The following is a 19828-nucleotide window of genomic DNA, read 5'->3' as shown; positions in this document are numbered from 1 at the left end:
TACGGGAACCACATGGGTACCCGGCCCGGCGGTAACCGCAACGGTGCGCACGAGTGACACGGTGTGCCCGCCACCAGGACCCCCCGACGACGCGAGGCCCTACGGCCGGTGCTCACCCGGCCCGAGCAGAACACCCCGCTCCGCGTAGAACCGCCCGAGGTCGGTCCAGGGGACCTCGGCGAAGCGCTGGGAGCCGTCCGGGAAGCCCGACGGGTTGTGTACGAGGAGATGGTCCGGGGTGGCGCCGACCGCCAGCACCAGATGGCCGCCCCGGTGCGGCGGCCGCGGGTCCAGGGTGCGCAGCGAGGGGTGGACGGAGAGCATCGCGAGCCGCCCGGCCGCGAGATGTCCCGGCAACTCCTCGGCCGGCAGCCGCGGCCGGGACTCGGCGAACAGCCCCCAGCGCCGCAGCGCGTAGGCGGCGAACGGGGCGTAGACGAGCCCGTCCACCCGGTCCGGATGGCGCACATAGGCCCCCGCCTCGACACACTCCTCGGCGAGCGTCACCGCGGGCGGCGCGGTGTCACACCAGTGCTCCAGGGCCATGCGCAGACACGCCATCCCGCACAGCCGCCACGACCAGAACGCGTACTCCTCCCGGCTCGCCGCCCCGGACTTCTGCCACAGCGGGTCGTCGGCCGCCGACCGGGTGCCCGCGATGATGTCGGGCACCAGGGCGGCCGACTCCCACTGGGCGTAGTAGGGGACGGGATGGGTGAGGGAAACGGAGGCCTCGGACATGTGCGCCAGTCTTCCCGACATTTGCCCGCCGCGCCGTGGCTCCCGGTCAGCCGCCGGTGGCGAAACCCGGGAAGAGGGTCATGCCGCCATCGACGTAGATGGTGGTGCCCACCACGTAGTCGCACAGGTCGGAAGCCAGGACCACGGCGGCGTTGGCGATGTCCAGGGGATCGCCGACCCGGCCGTACGGGATGAGCTCCAGGAGGGCGGTCCGCGCCTCGGGGGTCTCCCAGGCACTGCGGTTGATCGGGGTCTTGATGGCGCCCGGCGCGATCGCGTTCACCCTGATCTTCTGGGGGGCGAACTCCTGGGCCAGGGTCTGCATCAGCAGCGCCACGCCGCCCTTGGAGGAGGCGTAGTTCACATGGCCCGCCCATGGGATGGTCTGGTGGACCGAGCTCATGCAGATGATTTTCCCGGCCGCTCGCGACACCTCCGGGACCACTCCGCGCCGCAGGAACTCCTTGATCGCCTCCCTGGCGCAGAGGAACTGGCCGGTGAGGTTGACGGAGATGACCTTCTCCCACTGCTCCAGTGTCATCTCCACCGTGGGGGCATCCCGCTGGAGCCCCGCGTTGGCGACGAGGATGTCGATCGTGCCCAGCCGGTCGATCATCGTGGACACCATGTCGATGACCTGGTCCTCCTGGGACACATCCGCCTGATGGGCGTAGGAGCGCACACCGTGGCTCTGGACCTCGGTGACGACGGCTTCGGCGGCCGGCCGGTCGCTGACGTAGTTGACCACCACATCCGCTCCGGACCGCCCCAGGGCGATCGCGGTCGCCTTCCCGATCCCCGAGTTCCCCCCGGTCACCAGCGCCTTCTGGCCCTTGAGGAGCTCCGGGGCGTGTACCGGAGGAGGACGCTCGGGATTGGTGTTCACTGGCTTTCGTCTCCTTCGCTTGGGCGTCCGTCACCCGCCGCACCGACCCTCGCAGTCCGTGGGGGGAGCCGCCGCTCCCCACGGCGCCACGGTCACCCACTAAGGCGATGCACATCGTTCCAGCGGCGCAACGCGCGCCCCGGCCGGGCCGCCCCCCCGGCTCAGCCGGCCTCGGCCAGCGCCTGATCGCGCAGTGTCGAGCAGGTGCGGTTGATGAGCCGTGAGACGTGCATCTGCGATATGCCCAGCTGCTCGGCGATCCGGCTCTGTGTCATATCGCAGAAGAACCGCATGTAGAGGATCTGGCGCTCCCGGTCGGGGAGCCGGCTCAGACCGGGGCGCACGGCCTCGCGGTCCACCACCCGGTCGTACGCCGTCTCCTGGGCGCCGAGCGTGTCGGCCAGGGAGTAGCCGTCGTCGGAGCCGGTCAGCTGGGCGTCCAGGGAGAGCGGGGTGAAGCTGCCCATGGCCTCCATACCGGCCCGCACTTCCTTCTCGGTCAGTCCGGTGCGCTCGGCGATGTCCTGGGTCCGCGGCGGCCGGTCGTCCGCCGAATGGGACAGCTCCCGGTGGGCGGCCCGCACCCGGTTGCGCAGGTCCTGGACCCGGCGGGGGACGTGCAGCACCCACAGGTGGTCCCTGAAGTGGCGCTTGATCTCGCCGACGATGGTGGGCACCGCGAACCCGGCGAAGGCGGTGCCGTGTTCCGGGTCGTACCGCTTGACGGCCTTCACCAGACCGAGCGCGGCCACCTGCTGCAGGTCCTCCAGGGATTCACCGCGGTTGCGGTACTGCCGGGCCAGCCGTTCGGCCATCGGCATCCATGCCTCCACCACCCGACGGCGCAGCGCCTCCTTCTCCGGCCCGTCGGGGAGACGGGCCATTTCCGCGAACTCGGCGCTGGTGTCGGGCGCGTCGTCATGCGGGTGCTTCGTGGGGCCGGTCTGGGGCCGTGCCATGTCCTGCGTCGCGGTCGTCACGGAACACACCTCCTGCGATGGGCTGACGGGTCACCTGGGACCGGGGTGCATCGCGGGAGGGTTCACGGGGACGTGCTGACCGGCGCGCCGCCGCGGTGTGGAGCAATACAGACTGCTCCCGCGGTGCGTGCCTACGGTCCGAAGCACGAGTATCCGCCTGCCCTGGGCCCTGGGGGGCAAACAAAGTTCTTCCCCGACGGGTCCGCGCGGCGGCACACCGCGGCGAACACCTGCCCCGAGCGGCCGCAGTGGGGCCGGGCTCAGCCCAGCAGCGCGGCGACCGTCATCAGCACCGGCGCCGCGAGCAGCGTGGACAGCAGGATCGACTCACGGGCCAGGATGGTGGCGGTCTCATACCGTGAGGCGTAGGTGAACAGGTTCTGAGCCGCCGGTAGCGCGGAGGTGACGACGGCGGCGAAGAGCGCCGGGCCGTCCAGCCCGAACACCCCCGCCGCGATGGCCCAGGCCACCACCGGCTGGGCGAAGGACTTCAGCGCCACCGACAGCAGCACCGGCCCGCGTTCCTCGCCGCGCCCGGGGAGTTGACTGCCCGGCAGCGAGATCCCGAACGCCAGCAGGACGGCGGGCACGGCCATGCCGCCCAGCAGTGAGAGCGGTTCGGTGACGGGCCCGGGGATCCGCCAGCCCGTGGCGGACACGAGGACGCCGGACAGTGAGCCGATCACGATGGGATTGCGGAACGGCGTGGTCAGCCTGCGGAGCAGCGAGGGCCGCCGGTCGGGGCGGCTGAGGTCGATGACCGTCAGGGCGATCGGGGTCATGACGAGTTGCTGGAAGAGCAGCACCGGCGCGATCAGGCTCGCGTCGCCGAGGACGTACATCGCGATGGGGATGCCGAGGTTGCCCGCGTTCACATAGCTCGCGCACAGCGCGCCGATCGTCGTCCGGCCCACGCTCCACCGCCGTACGGCGCCCACGGCGACGAACGTACCCGCCACCACGAAGGTGCTCAGGGCTGTCACCAGCAGCGGGGTGGAGATGATGGCGGAGAGGTCGGCCCTGGAGAGCGTGGTGAACAGCAGCGCGGGGGAGGCGACATCGAACGAGAGCTTGGTGAGCACCTCCCGGCCGTGCTCGCCCAGGGAGCGGCGGCATCCGATGACGTAGCCGACGACGATGATGGACGCGATGACGCCGAAGCCGGTGATCACACCGCCCACTGGGCCTCCACCCCGCCGAGGCCGGAGCGTCCGGCGCGGTGTGCCGCGGGGTCTCGTCCGCTCGTCGTGGTGGTCGAGGGCCAGGGCGCGGCGGTCATCAAGGGCGTCTTCCGGGTGCGTAGCGGTCAGCATGCACCCTACAAGTAATCCGGCCGCTGCGCTGGTGAAGTCGGTTACAGACCGCTGGTCAGGGGTCAGGGGTCAGGTGATGGTGAGGGTGCGACCCCCCTTCGCCAGCGAGCTGTTGCCCGCGAAGACCCGGATCTCGCCCTTCTGCAGCAGGAACCTGCCGTGCGGGTCCTGGGTCCAGAAGCCCAGCTCCTCGGCGCTCAGCCGGAAGCGGACGGTGGTGGCCTTCCCGGCGCCGAGGCTGACCCGGCGGAAACCGCTGAGCCTGCGCACCGGTTGCACGATGCTCGCCACCGGATCGCGGATGTACAGCTGCACCACCTCATCGCCCTTGCGGCGCCCGGTGTTGCGCACCGCGACCGCCACCTCGACGGTGTCGCCCTTGCGCAGCGCCTCGGCCCGGACGCGGCTGACGCTGAGCCGTGGTTCGCCGATGTCGAAGGTGGTGTAGCTGAGGCCGTGGCCGAAGGGGAACTGGGGTCCGTAGGCCAGGTCCAGATACTTGGAGGTGTAGTGGTTGGCCCGGTCGTAGGGGCGTCCGGTGTTCTCGTGGTTGTAGTAGATGGGGATCTGCCCGACCGTGCGCGGGAAGGTCACCGGGAGCTTGCCACCGGGGTTCACGGTGCCGAAGAGCACATCCGCGATGGCGTTGCCGCCCTCGATCCCCGGATGCCACGCCTGCAGCACGGCGGGGGTGCGGTCCAGCCAGCCGCCCATCGTCAGCGGACGCCCGCTGAGCAGCACCACCACGAACGGCGCGCCGGTGTCCGCGATCGCGGTGATCAGCCGCTCCTGCCGGCCGGGCAGACCGAGGTCACTGCGCACCGACGCCTCCCCGCTGAGCGTCGCCGCCTCCCCGACCACCACCACGGTCACATCGGTCGCCCGGGCCGCCGAGGCCGCCCGGGCGATGCCCCGGGTGCTCCGTCCGGAGGCGTCCACGCCCTCGACATGGCTGACACTGGCCTTCGGTGCCGCGTCCTTGATCGCGTCCAGGACGGTGACCGGGCGGAACGCGTCGGCCCACGTCCCGGCCCAGGAGCCGCGCAGGTCGGTGGAGTCGGCGAAGGGGCCGACGACGGCGATGGAGCCCGATCGGTCCAGGGGGAGCGTGGACTTCTCGTTCTTGAGCAGCACCATGGTGCGCCCGGCCGCCTCGCGTGCCGCCGCCCGGGATGCCTTCGTGGGCCCGGCGATCGCCGTGTCCTCGTCCGCGTAGGGGTGCTCGAAGAGCCCGAGCCGGAACTTCAGGCGCAGGATGCGGGCCACCGCGTCGTCCAGCCGGTCCATGGTGATCTGCCCGCTGCGCAGCAGCCGCTTGCCGTACTCGTTGATGGTGGTGCTGGCCATCTCCATGTCGATCCCGGCGTTGAAGGCCAGCCGGGCCGCGTCGGAGCGGTCGGCGGCATAGCCATGGACGATCATTTCCTGGACGCCGTTGTAGTCGCTGACGACAAAGCCGCGGAAGCCCCACTCCTCCTTGAGGATGTCGGTCAGCGCATGCCGGTAGCCGTGCGCGGGGACCCCGCTGACGGTGTTGAAACTCGCCATGACGGTGGCCACTCCGGCGTCCAGGGCCGCCCTGAACGGGGGGAGGTAGAAGTTGCGCAGCCGGGCCTCGGAGACATCCACCGTGTTGTAGTCGCGGCCGCCCTCGACGCCCCCGTAGGCGATCATGTGCTTGGCGCAGGCCGCGAGGCGGTGCCGGGAGCGGAGGTCGTCGCCCTGGTAGCCGCGGGTCTTGGCGGCCGCGAGCGCCGCCGCCAGATACGGGTCCTCGCCGTCGCCCTCGGCGATCCGCCCCCAGCGCGGTTCATGGGTGACGTCCATCATCGGGGAGAACGCCCAGTGCACACCGTTGGAGCGGGCCTCCCTGGCCGAGACCTCCGCGTCCCACTCGGCCACCGCGGGGTCGAAGGCGGCGGCCTGGCCGAGGGGGATGGGAAAGGTGGTCCACATGCCATGGATGACATCGAGGCCGAAGATCAGGGGAATGCCCAACCGGGACTTCTCGACGGCCATCCGCTGCAGGGTGTTGGTGGTGCGGGCCCCGTAGATGTTGAGCACCGAGCCGAGCCTGCCCCCGCGGGCCGCCTTCTCCGCGGCGGCGGTCTGCCCGCCGCCGGGCCCGGTGTCGCCGGTCCAGGCGAACTGCTGCAGCTGGCCGAGCTTCTCGTCGATGGTCATCCGCGCCATCAGGGCCCGAATCCTGGTCTCGTACGGGCCGGATTCCGGCCCCGGCCGGGGCGCGTCGGAGGTGGGGGCGCCCGGGGCCCTTGCCCGGGCGGTCGCGGCCTTGCCCGCGATGGCCGTCCCTCCGGCCGCGGCGAGCACCGTACGTCTGCGCACATCATTCATGGTCTTCGTCCTGGCCTTCGGCGATCTGTTGTCCCCGAGTCCGAGTTCCTCAAGACCATGCTGGTCACGACCCTGTGCGGGATGTGGGCCGTCACCTTTGCCGTGGGTCTTCTGCCAACGTACGACAGGATCGGCGTGCAGGCTCCCGGTGCGTCCGGTGTTCCGGGTGGGGCGCCGGAGGCCGATACTGAGGTCGACGGTTAACCGTCGACCAGCGCCCGGTCCATCCGCCAGAAGGAGCCCGTCGGTGCCCATCACCTCGCTGCAGCAGCGGTCCCTCGGCGATCTGGTCGCGCATGAGCTGCGTGTGCTCATCGTGTCAGGACGGCTGCGCCCCGGCACCCATCTTGTCGAAGGGGCCCTCGCCGAGCAGTACGACGTCAGCCGCGGCCCGGTGCGGGGCGCGCTGCGTCAGCTGGAGGCCGAGGGGCTGGTCGAGGCGCGCCGCCGCGGGGTCTTCGTCACCGGGCTCACCGAGGGCGACATCGACGAGCTCTACACCCTGCGGGAGTCCCTGGAGACGCTCGCCCTCACGCTCGCCATCGGCAGGGCGGGGCCCGGCGACTGGGAGCCCGCCGAGCGCTTCGTACGGGACATGCGCGACGCGGCGGACCGCGCCGCGGGTGGCGACTTCGCCCTCGCCGACCTGGAGTTCCACTCCCAGTTCTATGTGCTCTCCGGGCATCGCAGGCTGCTGGCGGTCTGGGAGCAGTACCGCCCCACCTTCGGTGTGATCCTCGACGTCGCCAACGCCCAGGACGTCGATCCGCGCCCCTCCGCCGAGGCCCATGCCGACCTGCTGGCGACCGTGCGCGCCGGCGATGCCGAGCACGCCGCCACCGCCCTGCGCGCACACCTCCTCGGCGCCGGGAACCGGCTCCGCGCCGCGCTGCGCTCCGCACGCGCGGCGGTCGACCAGGGGTGAACCGCCCTTCCGCGGAGGGATGTCGTCAGGCCCGGCGCTCGTCCATGCCCGCCATCAGGGCCTGGTGGCTCATCCGCACGTGCTCCCGCATCACCCGCTCCGCGCCGTCGCCGTCCTTGGCCTGGATCAGGTTGAGGACGCGATGGTGTTCATCGTCGGACTCGTCCAGCCGGCCGGGCCGGGACAGCGAGGTGCGCACCAGCCGGGCGTAGGCCAGCTGGTTCATCAGGGTGCGGTAGTGCGCCTCCAGCTTGCTGTTGTCGGCGCCCACCACGATCAGATCGTGGAACTCGTGGACCAGCGCCGCGTATTGCTCGGCGTCGCCGTCCCGGACGGCCGCGTCGGCCGCCGTCATAGTGGCCTCCAGCCGCTCCACTTCCGGTACGTTCCCGCGGAAGGCGAGCAGCCGGGCGGCGGCGCCCTCCAGCAGCTCCTTCATCTGGAACAGCTCGGTCAGCTCGCGCCGGGACGGTACGGCGACAAACGTTCCGACCCGTGGCCGCACCTCGACCAGCCCCTCGATCTGGAGCTGCTTGAGGGCCTCGCGGATGGGCGTCCGGCTGACGCCGAAGGTCTCGGACAGCGCCATCTCGGAGAGGCTGGAGCGGGGCGGCAGTTCACCACTGATGATCATCTGCCGCAGCTCTTCGGCGACCCTCGCCTGCATGCTGGTCTGCTGAAGCCGCTTTCCGGTGGGTTGTTGCATGGCACGTGACCCTAGAGGCGGCCGCCGTCCCCCGTCAACCGAGGGATCAGCGGAGAAATCAACCGGAGACGCGCTCGGGTGTTGTGCCATACAAGAACCCTTCCTTCGGCCCAGGACCGGCCCAGGACCGGCCCACGATCTGCTCCGGACCTCAGGACCTCAGGATGAAGGGATCCCCGGCGGGCTCCTCGCTGGTGTTGATCCAGACGCTCTTCAGCCGGGTGTACTCCCGGATCACCTCCGTGCCGTGCTCGGTCCCCATCCCGCTGGTCTTGAACCCGGCCCGGGGCGACATCGGCGACATCGAGCGATAGGTGTTGGCCCACACCGTCCCGGCCTCCAGCCGGGCGGCCATCCGGTGCACGCGGTTCACATCCCGGGTCCACACCCCCGCCGCCAGGCCGTACGCGGAGTCGTTCGCGATCGCCAGGGCCTCCTCCTCGGAGCCGAAGGGCATGACGGTCGCGACCGGGCCGAAGATCTCCTCCTGGCAGATCCGCATCCCGTTGTCGGTGCCGGTGAAGACGGTGGGGGAGTAGTAGTACCCGTCGAGGCCCGTGTCCGGCCGCCTGCCGCCGCAGACCACCTTTCCGCCCTCGGCCTGCCCCAGCTCGACATACGACTCGACCTTCGCCAGCTGCTCGGCGAGGGCCAGCGGGCCGAGCTCGGTGGTCTCCTCCAGCGGATCGCCGACCCGGATCGTGGCCGCCCGCGCCGTCACCCGCTCCAGGACCTCGTCGTACGCCTCCCGGTGCACCAGCACCCGGCTCCCCGCCACACAGGTCTGCCCGGCGGCCGCGAAGATGCCCGCGATCACCCCCATGGCGGCCGACCCCAGATCGGCGTCCGGGAAGATGATGTTGGGCGACTTCCCGCCCAGCTCCAGGGTGCAGCCGATCAACCGGTCGGCGCAGGTACGGGCGATCCGGCGGCCGGTCCCGCTGGAGCCGGTGAAGGTCACCTTGGCCACGGCCTCGTGCTCGGTCAGCGGCGCGCCCGCCTCCGCGCCGTATCCGGTGACCACATTGACCACCCCGGGCGGGAACCCCGCCTCCTCGAAGAGCGGTGCGAGCGCCAGCAGCGAGGCCGAGGTGTGTTCGGAGGGCTTGACCACCACCGTGTTCCCCGCGGCCAGGGCCGGGGCCAGCTTGGTGGCGGTGAGCAGCAGCGGGGAGTTCCAGGGGGTGATGGCGCCGACCACGCCCACCGGTTCGCGCAGGGTGTAGTTGAGCAGCTCGCGGCTGGCCCCGGGGATCACCTCGCCCTGGATCTTGTCGGCGAGTCCCGCGTAGTAGTAGAAGTACTCGGGCAGCCCGGCGAGTTGGGCCCGCATCTCCCGCAGCAGCTTGCCGTTGTCGAGGGTCTCGGTACGGGCCAGCCGCTCCGCGTGCTCACCGATCAGATCGCCCAGGTTCCGCAGCAGCCGTCCGCGCCGGGTCTGGCTCAGATCGCGCCAGCGCGGATCCTCGAAGGCGGTACGGGCGGCGCCCACCGCACGGTCCACATCGGCGGCGGTGCCGCGCGCCGCCTCGTACCAGGGCTCGGCGGTGGCCGGGTTGACGCTGGCGAAGTAACCGCCGTCGGCGGGGGCGGTCCACTCGCCCGCGATGTAGTGGTCGTGGCGCGGCAGAGGGTTCATGAGCGGTGGGACTCCTGTCCGGTGTGGGCTCCGGCGTCGGTTCCGGTATCGGTTCCGGTGGGGCTTCCGGGGTGGGCTCCGGTGTGGGTGAGGATCACGGCGGCGAGTTCTTGGGGGCACTCCAGCGGCAGCAGATGGCGGGCGCCGGGCACGATCACCGCCCGGCCGCCGGGGATCCGCCCGGCCAGCCGGTGCGACATGGCCGGGGTCGAGCCGGGGTCCCGCTCGCCGGTCACCGCCACGGTGGGGGCGGCGATCCGGGGCAGCCACCGCCACAGCCCGGTGTCGGCCGTCGCGAAGACCCGGTAACACGCGAGGTAGGAGGCCCGGTCGTTGGCCAGCAGGGTGTCGAGCACCCGCTGCGCCAGACCGGGGTCCTGGGCCCGCCAGGCGGGGGAGAACCAGCGGTCGACCGCGGCCCACGCGGACGCCCCGAAGTCCTCGGCGGCCAGCTCCTGGCGGCGGGAGACCGCCGCCCGCTCCTCCTCCGACCGGCCCGCGACCGAGCTGACCAGGGTGAGCGAGGCGGTGAGGTCCGGCCGGTCCAGCCCCAGCCGCTGGGCGACCAGGGCCCCGAGCGAGAAGCCGACGATATGCGTGGGGCCGCTCAGCAGCGCCCCGACGTCCGCGGCCAGCTCGGCGAGGGACACCCCGGCCGCCGCGGCCGGGGAGGCGCCGTGGCCGCGCAGGTCGGCCAGCGTCACGTGGTGCCGGGCGGCCAGCGCGGGCAGACAGCGGTCCCACATGTGGCGGTCCAGGCCCACGCCGTGCAGCAGCACCATGGGTGTCCCCGTGCCATGGGACTCATGGGCGAGCGCCACCGGCGCCCGGGCCCCCGCCGGGGCCGGCCCGCCGGGAGCGCCCGCCCCCGGCGTCCCGCCGGGAGCCCGCACCGCGTCCATGCCGCTCACCGCTCCGTCGACAGCGGGGCCAGCCGGGCCTGGGGGCGGCCCTGGGCGGCCGCCGCGAGCCCGATGACGATCTCGTCGGCGCGCGGCCCGTCCGCCACCCGGACCTCGATGCTCTGGTGGTGCGAGCGGATGGTGGCGTCGGTGATGTGCTTGAGCGGAATGTCGAAGACCGTTCCCGCGGCGGCCCGCTTCTCCACGGCCGGCAGCAGGGTGGTCGCGTTCGCCGCCCGGCGGAAGTGGTCGCCGAACTTCAGGGTGTGGATCAGCGCGGAGCCGTGCTCGACCTCCCCGTCGAGCCCCACGATCGCGGCCTTGCCGTACGCCTCCACCGGCGCGTCCAGCGCCTCGACCACACGGGGTGCCAGCAACGCGCCCAGCTTCGGCGCCGCCTCGTCGATCCCGGGCAGCAGATCCGCCACGAAGCCCTGACCGGCCCACGGGTTCTCGATGACGGCGAGCACCACCGCCGTACGGGCCGGCGGGTCCACCGGGCGGCCGCCCTCGCTGTGGATGTCCTCGGTGAAGGTGATGATCTTGCGGATGTTCACGTCACGGTCTCCAGATCGTCCAGATCGGCGAGGCGGATGAGGGGGTCGGTGGCGCGGTCCCCGATCCGGGCGTTCGGACGGGGGCCGGACGCCCCGGCCGCGATGACGACGATCTCGTCCGGGCGGGGCGCGTCGGGGATGCGGATCTGGCAGGTCTGGTAGTGCGAGCGGGTCGCGGCCGCGGTCTTGTGCCACAGCGGCACGGTCAGCGGCTCACCGGCCGGAAGCCGGTCGTCGCTGAAGACGATGATCGAGGTGCCCTCGGTCAGCTCGCGGAAGACATTGCCGAAGAAGGGGGTGTGGATCAGCGCGCCGCCGTGCTCGATCTCCCCGTCGAGCCCCACGATCGCGGCCTTGCCGAAGGACTCGATCCGGTCGACCCCGCCCAGCGCCTCGCTGATCCGGCCGGTGAGCAGCCGGGCCAGCCCCGGTGCGATTCGCTCCACCTCGGGCCCCAGATCGGCGACGAGGCCGCCGCCGGCCCAGGGGTTGTGGATCACCGCGGCCGCCGCGACCCGGCGCACCGGCACCGCGACCGGGCGGCCGAGCTCCAGCAGCAGCTCATCGGCGACGGTGACGACCTTGCGCAGCACCGCCTCAGCCATGACCGCCGCCGGTGGTGAACTGCGGCATGACCTTCTCGGCGAACAGCTCCAGGCTGCGCATCGCGTTGCGGTGCGGCAGACCGGGATGGGTGGTCCACAGCAGCAGATGCTCACACCCCACCTCGTCGCGCAGCTCGGCGATCTTCTCCGAGACGTATTCGGGGGTGCCGACCAGCAGATTGCGCCGCTGGAGGAAGTCGAAGGACAGCTCATGGGCGTCGGTGAGCTCCTCGCCCGCCTCCATGAGGTTGCCCAGCCCCCGCCAGTGCATGATCCACCGGTAGGTGGTCATCAGCGCCTCTTCGAATTCGGCGCGCGCCTGCTCCATGGTGTCCGCGACATACACATCCCGCACCAGACCGATGCCCTCGCCCAGCGCGTACTCGCGCCCCGCCGCCTGGCTCGCGGTGTCCCGGTAGAGCTCGAACCGCTCCTTGAGCGCCGAGACCGGCGGCAGCCAGAAGAGCCCCTGGACGCCGTCCGCCGCCGCGGCCCTGATCGAGCGGGGGCTGTCGATGACCTGCCACAGCGGAGGGTGCGGCCGTTGCAACGGGAAGGGGGTCACCCGCATCTTCGTGATGACCCCGGCCTCGGTGTACTCCGGGGTGGCGGGGGAGAGGGGATGGTTCCACTTCACCCCGGGGGCGGGGAACTCATAGAAGCGGCCCTGGTGCGAGAAGAACTCGCCGCTCCACGCCTTGCGCAGGACCTCCACGGTCTCGGCGTAGAGCGCGCGGTTCTGCTCCTGGTCGCGCGGATCGGCCAGGGCGTTGAGGTTGAGCGCCTCGCGGCCGTACAGCCCCCGGCCGAGGCCGACCTCGACCCGGCCCCCCGAGAGCTGGTCGAGCATCGCGATGTCCTCGGCGAGCCGCAGCGGATGCCAGAAGGTGGCGATCGAGGCCGCCTGGCCGATCCGGATATCCGTCGTACGGGCGGCGATGTCCGCCCCCATCAGCACCGGGTTCGGGGTGATCTCGATCGCCTCGTGCCCGAAGTGGTGCTCGGTGTACCAGGTGGACCAGAAGCCCGCCCGGTCCGCGGTGACCGCGAACTCCCGGGCCTCCGCCATGACGTCGGCGTACTCGCCGAGACGGCCCGGGGCACCGAGATTGTGAAATATCGAGAAGCGCATGCAGCGTCCGTCCTGTTCTTCCGGCTCACGCTGTGCCATGGCAGGGAGGCTAGGAGTCCGATTCTGGCTCCGTCAAGGGTCACGGTCGAGGCAACTCCTATTGACCTGTGTCTTTGCTGTTCGGAGAGGTCTCGCCGGCCCATTTCCGGTTCATTCGGCCCTAGGTGTTGACAGCGACTGATGGCCCTTCCTACGGTCCTCTGCCATACAAGAGCTGAGTGAGGGAAGACGTCATGACGCATACTCTTGACCGCACCGCCCGCATCCGCTCCACCTGGCAGGCCGTCTGGGACCAGGGTCAGGTCGACGCGCTCGACCAGCTGCTCAGCCCCGGCTATGTGCGCCGTCGCGGCCCTGCCGCGGCCCCCCAGGGCCGGGAGCAGTTCAAGGAGTCGGTCCGCGCCATCCGCCGGGCCTTCCCCGATCTCCGTACCGAGATCGAGGAGATCGTCGAGGAGGGCGAGTCGCTGGCGATCCGCTGGCGCAGCACCGGCAGTCACACCGGCGACTTCCTCGGCGTGCCGGCCACCGGCAGGCCGGTCGAGGTCTCCGGCGCCACCTTCACCCGCTTCGACCACGGTGTGGTCAGCGAGGAGTGGGTGACCTGGGATCCCCGTCAGCTGCTGGAGGCGCTCGGGATCATCACCACCACCCAGCGAGCGGCCGTCGACGCCGATCTGGTCCGTGGGGTGCACCGTAAGTTCATCACCGGTGTCACCGTCGTGACCTGCCAGGACGACGGCAGGCCCCGGGGGCTCGCGGTGAACGCGTTCGCCAGCATCTCGCTGGATCCGCCGATGGTGCTGGTCTGCGTGCAGCGCACCTCCACCACCCACCCCGCGCTGCACCGGGCCGGCCATCTGGGGATCAACATCCTCGCCGCCGGCCAGCTCGAGGTGGCCAGGACCTTCGCCTCCAAGGCGGACGACAAGTTCGCCGAACTGCCCTGGACCGCCGGTGAGTTCGGCGCCCCGCTGATCGACGGGTCCTGCGCCCAGCTGGAGGTGGAGATCGGCGAGCGGCTGGAGGCCGGCAGCCACACCGTCTTCACCGGCCGGGTGGTCTCCGCCCGCCATGCGGAGCTGGCCCCGCTGGTCTACAGCGGCGGCGGTTTCTTCGACATCTCGCAGACCGCGCCGCTGCCGTGGTGAGACGCCGCCACCCGGATCCGTACGCCCACCGGTCCCCCCTGACGTCCACTCCTCCCGTCCCAGGAGCACGCCCATGACCCACGACGACACGGCGCCGGTGTACGGCAGCGCGGTCACCAAGGTGGAGCCCTTCGGGGTCGACCACATCCCCGACAACGAGCGGCATGGCAAGCCCAGTTCGCAGTTCTTCGTCTGGTTCGCCGCCGGTCTCAACTTCCCCATCATCCTGCTCGGGTTCAGCGCGGTCGGGCTCGGTCTCAGCTTCGGCGCCGCCGTCGCCGCGATCGTGGCCGGCGCGGGTCTCGGCTCGCTGCTGATGGCCGTGATGTCCCGGATGGGCGTACGGCTGGGGGTGCCCCAGCAGATCCAGGCGCGTGGCCCGCTCGGCTTCTTCGGCAACTTCCTGCCGGTGGCGTACATCAATGTGTTCGCCGGGGTCGGCTGGGCCGCCGTCACCGTGATCCTCGGCGGCAAGGCCATCGCCGAGCTGACCCATCTGCCCTTCTGGGTCTGTGGATTGGCGCTCACCCTGGTCGAGCTGGTGGTGTCCATCTACGGCTACAACATGATCAATTTCCTGCAGCGGGTGCTGACCTATGTGCTCACCCCGCTGTTCGTCATGATCACGGTGGTGGCCCTGGTCCGGGGCGCGGGCACCTTCGACGCCGATCCGAAGGCACCGGACTACGTGGGCTCCACCGGGGGCTGGATCACCTTCGGCGGCTGGTTCCTCTCCTTCCTGGTCGCCTGGGCGCCGTTCGCCTCGGACTACTCGCGCTATCTGCCCGACTCGCCCCGTGTGGTGAGCCGCACCGCCTGGTACACCGGGCTCGGCAACTTCGTCACCATCTGCTGGCTCGGCATCCTCGGCGTGCTCCTCGGCTCCAACGCCACCAGCACCGACTCCATCACCGCCCTGCACCAGCTGACCGGGCCGTTCGCCATCCCCGCCCTCGTCGCCATCGGGCTCTCGGCGCTCGCGCAGAACTTCCTCAACGTCTACGGCGGCGCGATCTCCATCCAGACGCTGAAGGTGCCGTTCACCCGGACCCAGGCGGTCACCCTCATCTGCGCGCTGGCGTACGGGATCAGCCTGTGGGGACACTCCGGGATCGAGGACAAGTTCTCGGTGTTCCTCAACCTCACCGCGTACTTCATCGCGCCGTTCGCCACCGTGCTGCTGCTCGACTACCACCTGGGCGGCCGCTCCGACCCCGGCCGGATCGCCGAGCTGTACGACCGCGGACGGGTGCTCTCCTGGGGCTTCGTCGCCTGGGCCGGCGGGGTGGTGGCCTCGGTGCCGTTCTGGCAATCCGACCTCTACACGGGGGCGTTCGCCGCGGCCTATCCGCACGCGGGCGATCTGAGCATGTTCGTCGCGGCGGCCGCCGCCGCGGTGCTCTATCTGCTGACCTACCGGCTGCGGCCGCTGTGGACGCGGGACGTCCCCGCCACGCCCGGGCCGCGGCCGGAGAAGACGGCGGCGGTGGCGGGCTCCTGACCTCCCGGCAGTGCACGGCCCGGGGCGGGCGGCGTCGCGACGGCGCCGCCCGCCGCCGAGGAAGCGCTCCGCGGGAGGTGCCGCGAGGTGCGGTCGTTCCTCCGCGGCTGTGTCGTGGCCGGCCACGCGGCGGAGCCGCATATGGACACAGCCGCGGCGGAGCCGCATATCGGCACAGCCCCGCGCCCCTTCGCGGCGCACCCGAACCGCACCGGACTTCATCGAGGCCGCTTAGAATGCGGGGAATGGCGGCAGACGCGGGGGACGACGACAAGGCACTGGAGCGGATCATCGCGGTCCGCACGCGGGAGTACCGGCAGGCGGCCGGGGCGTCGGTGGGCGGGATGGCCCAGCGGGTGGGCATCTCCAAGGCCATGCTGTCCAAGATCGAGAACGCCCAGACCGCCTGCAGCCTCACCACCCTCTCCCGGCTCGCGCGCGGCCTGGGCGTGCCCGTCACCGCGCTCTTCCGCGGGTTGGACGACGAGCGCGAGGCCGTCTTCGTCCCGGCCGGCCACGGCGCCCGCATCGTGCGCCGCGGCACCCGGATCGGCCATGAGTACGCCCTGCTCGGCGCCCTGCGCGGCAGCGACAAGCGGATGGAGGCGCTGGAGGTCACCCTCACCGAGTCCAGCGAGGTGTTCCCGCTCTTCCAGCACGGCGGCACCGAGCTGATCTACATGCTCGACGGCGTCATGGTCTACGGCCACGGCAAGTCCAGCTACACCCTGGGGGCCGGTGACGCCCTGCAGTTCGACGGCGAGGCGCCGCACGGCCCGGAGAAGCTGATCACCCTGCCCATACGGTTCCTGACCGTGACGGCCTTCGGCGACACCCCGCACCACTGACCCATCCCATCCCCTGACCCGACTCGCTCGCTACCGCCTCCGGCGGGAGGGCGCCGGGCGCTCGGCGGGGGCCGGGTCGATACAGCGCGACTGGGCGTGTTCGTAGACCATCGTGCTCTGCACATCCGCCACCTCACGGCGCTCGGTGAGGCGGTCGATGACGAACGCGTACAGCCCATTGGTGTCCGGCACCGCCACATGGATGAGGAAGTCATGGGCGCCGGAGGTGACGAACAGGCCGATGGTCTCCGGCAGTTGGGCGGCCCATTCCCGGAAGCCCTCGATGACCGGCCGGGACGGCGGGCGGATCCGCACCGAGATCAGCGCCTGGACGGGACGGCCGACCGCCTCCAGATCGACGGCGGCGTGATAGCCGCTGATGATGCCGCGCTCGCGCAGCGCCCGGACCCGCTCCAGGGAGGTCGACGGCGAGACCCCCGTGCGCAGGGCCAGCTCGCGATTGGTCTGGCGTGCATCGTTCTGCAGCTCCCGCAGAAGAGCGCGGTCCAGTGCATCAAGTTCCACGAAAGCGCTCCCTTGCCTGACGAAATTCGGCGGGCCGTGCCACGGCACGGATGGATGGGTACCGTCCACCTCATCCACCACATTAGCCATCGACAAGGAGTGCCGCTCGTGTCCGTTCCCCAGCTGACCGACGAGGATGTCCGCACCGATCAGTCCACCCGCCAGGCGAAGCTGAAGTGGGTGATCGTCGTGGACGAGGAACTGCCCGCGGGCCGGGCGGTGAACGCCGCCGCCTGCATGGCCGCCGCCGTCGGCCGGGCCATGCCGGAGCTGCTGGGACCGGACGGCACGGACGGGTCCGGCGCCGGCCACCCGGGGCTGCCGTGGGCCGGCTGCTCGATCCTGGCCGCCGGCCCCGAGGCGCTGCGCGAGCTGCGCGCGAAGGCCGCCGGGAAGGACGACCTGTACCTCGTCGACATGCCCGGGCAGGCCCAGACCTCACGGGTCTACGACGAGTACCTCGACAGCCTGGCCGGCACCAAGACCGAGGACCTCGACTATCTCGCGCTCAGCCTCGTCGGCCCGCGGAACAGGGTGAGCAAGCTCATCGGGAAGCTGCCCCTGCTGCGCTGACCCCCGCGCCACCGGTCGTGGCCGGATCGCCCAGGGCGTACGGGGAGAGGATGTCGGCGATGGCCCGGTTGCGCGGGGTGGCGACGTCCAGCTCGGCGCCGAGGCCGGCCACCGCCCCGCTGAGCCAGCCGAGTTCGAGACGGTTGCCGCGCAGCAGGTCGTTGTGCATGGAGGACGTCATCGCGGCGGGCAGCGTGTCGCAGAAGGCGAGCCGGTCGTCGGCGAAACCGGGGTCCAGGGCCACCCCCTTGGCCCGTCCCACGGCGACCACCTCGTGCATCACCTCACGCAGCAGCGCCCGCGACCCGGGATCCCCGCGGACCACCCCGATCGGCTGCCGCACCGCCGACGTCGTCCCGGAAAGGCCCACCAGGAAGACGAACTTCTCCCAGATGGTGCGCTCGATGTCGGCGCTGATCTCCGCGTCGATACCGGCCGCCACAGCCCGGTCGAGGAAAGCGCGGGCGCGCGGGGACTCCGTACGGTCGTACTCCCCGAACACCAGCCGCTGCAGCGTGCCGTTGTGCACCACCACCCCGGGCTCCTCGATGAACGCCGAGATATAGCCGACCCCGCCGAGGACGGACCCGTCCGGCAGATGGCGGCGCAGCACCGTGTCCTTCTGGACCCCGTTCTGGAACGACACGACGGCGGCGCCGCCTTCCGCGAGGGGCGCCAGCTGCCGGGCGACGTCCTCGGTGTCCCACAGCTTCACCGCCACCATCACGAGGTCCGGGGCCTCGAGGTCGGAGATGGCCGGCACCACCGCCTCGGACGGCACCCGCAGCTCGCCCAGCGGGCTGCGCACCGTCAGCCCCTTCTCCCGGATCGCCGCGAGATGGCGGCCCCGTGCCACGAAGGTGACCTCGTCACCCGCGGCGGCGAGCCGCGCCCCGAAGTATCCGCCGACGCCACCCGCGCCGATGACCGCGATCCGCATGATGTGTCCTCATCCTCAGCCGCTTGGTAACCCTTCAGGCGGTTACTATATGCGGATGGATTCCTCGACGGAGCCGGTCCCGCGGCCGCGGGTGACCGCCCGGCTGCGGGCCCTGCGCTTCGACGCCGGCAGCCTCGCCCTGAATCTCGTCGCGACCCTCGGGCGGCGCGGCAGCACCCCGATCGAGCGCCTCGGCACCCTCGACCGGCTGCGGGAGTGGTGCGACGGCGTCGGGCTGCGGCTCCACGACGAGGCCGTCACCGACCAACTCCTCACCGAGCTGTGGACGCTGCGCGAGGCGGCCTACGACGTGGTGGCCGCGGTGGTCGACGGCCGGCCCCCGTCGGATGTGTCCGTGGCGCTGCTCAACGACCGGGCGCGCCCCGCCCCGCCGCAGCCGCTGCTGATAGCGACCGGCACCGGTGTCGGGGTCGACGCCGATCGCCCCCTGTCCGGGCGGGAGCTGCAGTCGGTCGTCGTCCGCGACCTCATAGCGGTGCTCGGGGACCCGGAGCGGCGCGGGGCGCTGCGGGTGTGCGACGCCTCGCTGTGCACGATGGTCTACCTCGATCACACACCGGGCGGCAGGCGCCGGTGGTGCTCGATGCGGCTGTGCGGCAACAGTGCCAAGGCCGCGAAACACCGCGAGCGGCGGGCGGCCGCCGCCCCGGCCGGCTCCTGACGCCCCGGCGCCCCCCGGACCGTTGTTTCCGGTGCGCCGCCCGGGGCACCCGAGGTGGCCGGAGGAGTGCCGATGGCCGATGAGAGCGACACCGACCTCGCACCGAAGCGACGGCGCCCGGGACGGGCGTGCGACGCCGGGGGAGTGGCGGCCGCCGTCGCGCTGACCGTGGCGACCGGGGCGATGGACGCCATCAGCTTTCTGGCGCTGGGCGGGGTCTTCACCAGTGTCATGACCGCCAACCTCTCCCTGCTCGGCATGTCGACCGCCTCCCTGGACGCGTCGCTGGCCCGGGACACCGCGGTCGCCATGGCCGGATACATCGTGGGTGCGCTGCTCAGCGGCCGGATCGTCCGCGGTCGCCGGCCCGCTTGGCGCGCCCGCTGCGCGCTCACCGTGGAACTGCTCGCACTCGGCGGGCTCTGGGCGGCGTGGGCGGCCGCCGGTGGCCACCCCTCCGGCGGCCGGCAGCTGTGGTTGCTGGCCGTGGCCGCGCTCGCCATGGGAGGGCAGAGCGGTCTGGTGCGGGCGGTCGGGCCGCCCGGCTTCTCCACCACCTATCTCACCGGCGTCCTGACCGGGCTGCTGGTCGACGTGGCGCGCAGGGGCACCGTGGGCCGGCTCAGCATGGCGCTGCTGGGGGCCCTGGTGGTGGGTGCCGCGTCCGGCGGGCTGCTGGTGGCCCATGCCGCGCGGGCCGCGCCCGCCCTGCCGACCGGGCTGGTGGCCCTCGTCCTGCTGGCCTCCCTGACCTCTCTGGCCCGGGACGCCGAGGGCCGGCTGTGGCCGCACGGCGAGTAGGGTGCCCCAAGTCTGTTGCCGCCCGGGGCGGTTGACCGGCGATTCCTCTTCCAGCGGGACGTCATC

General features: G+C 71.7%; 20 protein-coding genes. 7 read left to right on the top strand and 13 right to left on the bottom strand.

The features are described from left to right. Window positions 1–99: 99 nt before the first annotated feature. From J8403_RS04455 to J8403_RS04435, 5 genes are all read right to left on the bottom strand, one after another. Window positions 100–741, bottom strand: coding sequence for a C39 family peptidase (locus tag J8403_RS04455; protein WP_211121966.1), 642 nt, complete (start codon window positions 739–741; stop codon window positions 100–102). 46 nt (window positions 742–787) lie between these two features. After that, the gene (locus tag J8403_RS04450; RefSeq protein WP_211121965.1) at window positions 788–1627 is read right to left on the bottom strand and encodes an SDR family oxidoreductase; all 840 of its coding nucleotides are present in this window, start codon (window positions 1625–1627) and stop codon (window positions 788–790) included. Window positions 1628–1788: 161 nt separating this feature from the next. Then, entirely contained in the window at window positions 1789–2607 is an 819-nt protein-coding gene (locus J8403_RS04445) for a SigB/SigF/SigG family RNA polymerase sigma factor (protein ID WP_425519748.1), read from the bottom strand. Between the two features lie 260 nt (window positions 2608–2867). Next, entirely contained in the window at window positions 2868–3788 is a 921-nt protein-coding gene (locus tag J8403_RS04440; protein WP_211121964.1) for an AEC family transporter, read from the bottom strand. A 201-nt stretch (window positions 3789–3989) separates the two neighbouring features. After that, on the bottom strand, window positions 3990–6275 hold the full coding sequence (locus tag J8403_RS04435; protein ID WP_211121963.1) for a glycoside hydrolase family 3 N-terminal domain-containing protein: 2286 nt from the start codon (window positions 6273–6275) through the stop codon (window positions 3990–3992). Between the two features lie 247 nt (window positions 6276–6522). Between J8403_RS04435 and J8403_RS04430 the strand changes: the two genes are divergently transcribed. Then, window positions 6523–7200 (top strand): GntR family transcriptional regulator, encoded by a 678-nt coding sequence (locus J8403_RS04430; RefSeq protein WP_211121962.1) that lies wholly within the window; start codon window positions 6523–6525, stop codon window positions 7198–7200. Window positions 7201–7225: 25 nt separating this feature from the next. Here the strand turns inward: J8403_RS04430 and J8403_RS04425 are convergent, their stop codons facing one another. From J8403_RS04425 to J8403_RS04400, 6 genes are all read right to left on the bottom strand, one after another. Next, the gene (locus tag J8403_RS04425; RefSeq protein ID WP_246585686.1) at window positions 7226–7906 is read right to left on the bottom strand and encodes a GntR family transcriptional regulator; all 681 of its coding nucleotides are present in this window, start codon (window positions 7904–7906) and stop codon (window positions 7226–7228) included. A gap of 151 nt (window positions 7907–8057) precedes the next feature. Beyond that, window positions 8058–9545: an aldehyde dehydrogenase gene (locus J8403_RS04420; protein ID WP_211121961.1), complete on the bottom strand. Its 1488-nt coding sequence runs from the start codon at window positions 9543–9545 to the stop codon at window positions 8058–8060. Then, window positions 9542–10447 carry an alpha/beta fold hydrolase gene (locus tag J8403_RS04415; protein ID WP_246586300.1) on the bottom strand — a complete coding sequence of 302 codons (906 nt, stop codon included), beginning with the start codon at window positions 10445–10447 and terminating at the stop codon, window positions 9542–9544. Before J8403_RS04415 ends, J8403_RS04420 begins: the two co-directional genes overlap by 4 nt. A gap of 5 nt (window positions 10448–10452) precedes the next feature. Beyond that, window positions 10453–11004, bottom strand: a complete 552-nt coding sequence (locus tag J8403_RS04410; protein WP_211121960.1) for an amino acid synthesis family protein — start codon at window positions 11002–11004, stop codon at window positions 10453–10455. Further along, window positions 11001–11609, bottom strand: a complete 609-nt coding sequence (locus J8403_RS04405; RefSeq protein ID WP_211121959.1) for an amino acid synthesis family protein — start codon at window positions 11607–11609, stop codon at window positions 11001–11003. Before J8403_RS04405 ends, J8403_RS04410 begins: the two co-directional genes overlap by 4 nt. Next, window positions 11602–12780 (bottom strand): LLM class flavin-dependent oxidoreductase, encoded by a 1179-nt coding sequence (locus J8403_RS04400; RefSeq protein WP_246585685.1) that lies wholly within the window; start codon window positions 12778–12780, stop codon window positions 11602–11604. Before J8403_RS04400 ends, J8403_RS04405 begins: the two co-directional genes overlap by 8 nt. A 194-nt stretch (window positions 12781–12974) precedes the next feature. On the opposite strand from J8403_RS04400, the gene J8403_RS04395 reads away from it, so the two are divergent. From J8403_RS04395 to J8403_RS04385, 3 genes are all read left to right on the top strand, one after another. Then, on the top strand, window positions 12975–13892 hold the full coding sequence (locus J8403_RS04395) for a flavin reductase (protein WP_211121958.1): 918 nt from the start codon (window positions 12975–12977) through the stop codon (window positions 13890–13892). A gap of 73 nt (window positions 13893–13965) precedes the next feature. After that, on the top strand, window positions 13966–15393 hold the full coding sequence (locus J8403_RS04390) for a purine-cytosine permease family protein (RefSeq protein ID WP_211121957.1): 1428 nt from the start codon (window positions 13966–13968) through the stop codon (window positions 15391–15393). A 245-nt stretch (window positions 15394–15638) separates the two neighbouring features. Next, window positions 15639–16241, top strand: coding sequence for a helix-turn-helix domain-containing protein (locus tag J8403_RS04385; protein WP_211121956.1), 603 nt, complete (start codon window positions 15639–15641; stop codon window positions 16239–16241). Between the two features lie 30 nt (window positions 16242–16271). On the opposite strand, the gene J8403_RS04380 is transcribed toward J8403_RS04385, so the two are convergent. Further along, a complete protein-coding gene (locus J8403_RS04380; protein ID WP_059144620.1) occupies window positions 16272–16766 on the bottom strand; it encodes an Lrp/AsnC family transcriptional regulator in 495 nt (164 codons plus the stop codon). Between the two features lie 108 nt (window positions 16767–16874). Between J8403_RS04380 and J8403_RS04375 the strand changes: the two genes are divergently transcribed. Beyond that, the gene (locus tag J8403_RS04375) at window positions 16875–17339 is read left to right on the top strand and encodes a DUF2000 domain-containing protein (RefSeq protein ID WP_211121955.1); all 465 of its coding nucleotides are present in this window, start codon (window positions 16875–16877) and stop codon (window positions 17337–17339) included. Here J8403_RS04375 and J8403_RS04370 read toward each other — a convergent pair. After that, complete coding sequence (locus tag J8403_RS04370; protein ID WP_211121954.1) at window positions 17311–18279, bottom strand: ketopantoate reductase family protein; 969 nt, start codon at window positions 18277–18279, stop codon at window positions 17311–17313. The two genes, J8403_RS04375 and J8403_RS04370, sit on opposite strands and share 29 nt — an antisense overlap. 55 nt (window positions 18280–18334) lie before the next feature. Between J8403_RS04370 and J8403_RS04365 the strand changes: the two genes are divergently transcribed. Together J8403_RS04365 and J8403_RS04360 are read left to right on the top strand one after the other, a co-directional pair. After that, entirely contained in the window at window positions 18335–18961 is a 627-nt protein-coding gene (locus tag J8403_RS04365) for a CGNR zinc finger domain-containing protein (RefSeq protein WP_211121953.1), read from the top strand. A gap of 72 nt (window positions 18962–19033) precedes the next feature. Next, window positions 19034–19762 (top strand): YoaK family protein, encoded by a 729-nt coding sequence (locus J8403_RS04360; RefSeq protein ID WP_211121952.1) that lies wholly within the window; start codon window positions 19034–19036, stop codon window positions 19760–19762. Window positions 19763–19828 lie beyond the last annotated feature (66 nt).

It is taken from the genome of Streptomyces yatensis (assembly GCF_018069625.1).
GTDB classification, from domain to species: domain Bacteria; phylum Actinomycetota; class Actinomycetes; order Streptomycetales; family Streptomycetaceae; genus Streptomyces; species Streptomyces yatensis.
This window is presented reverse-complemented; position numbering and strand designations above follow the sequence as displayed.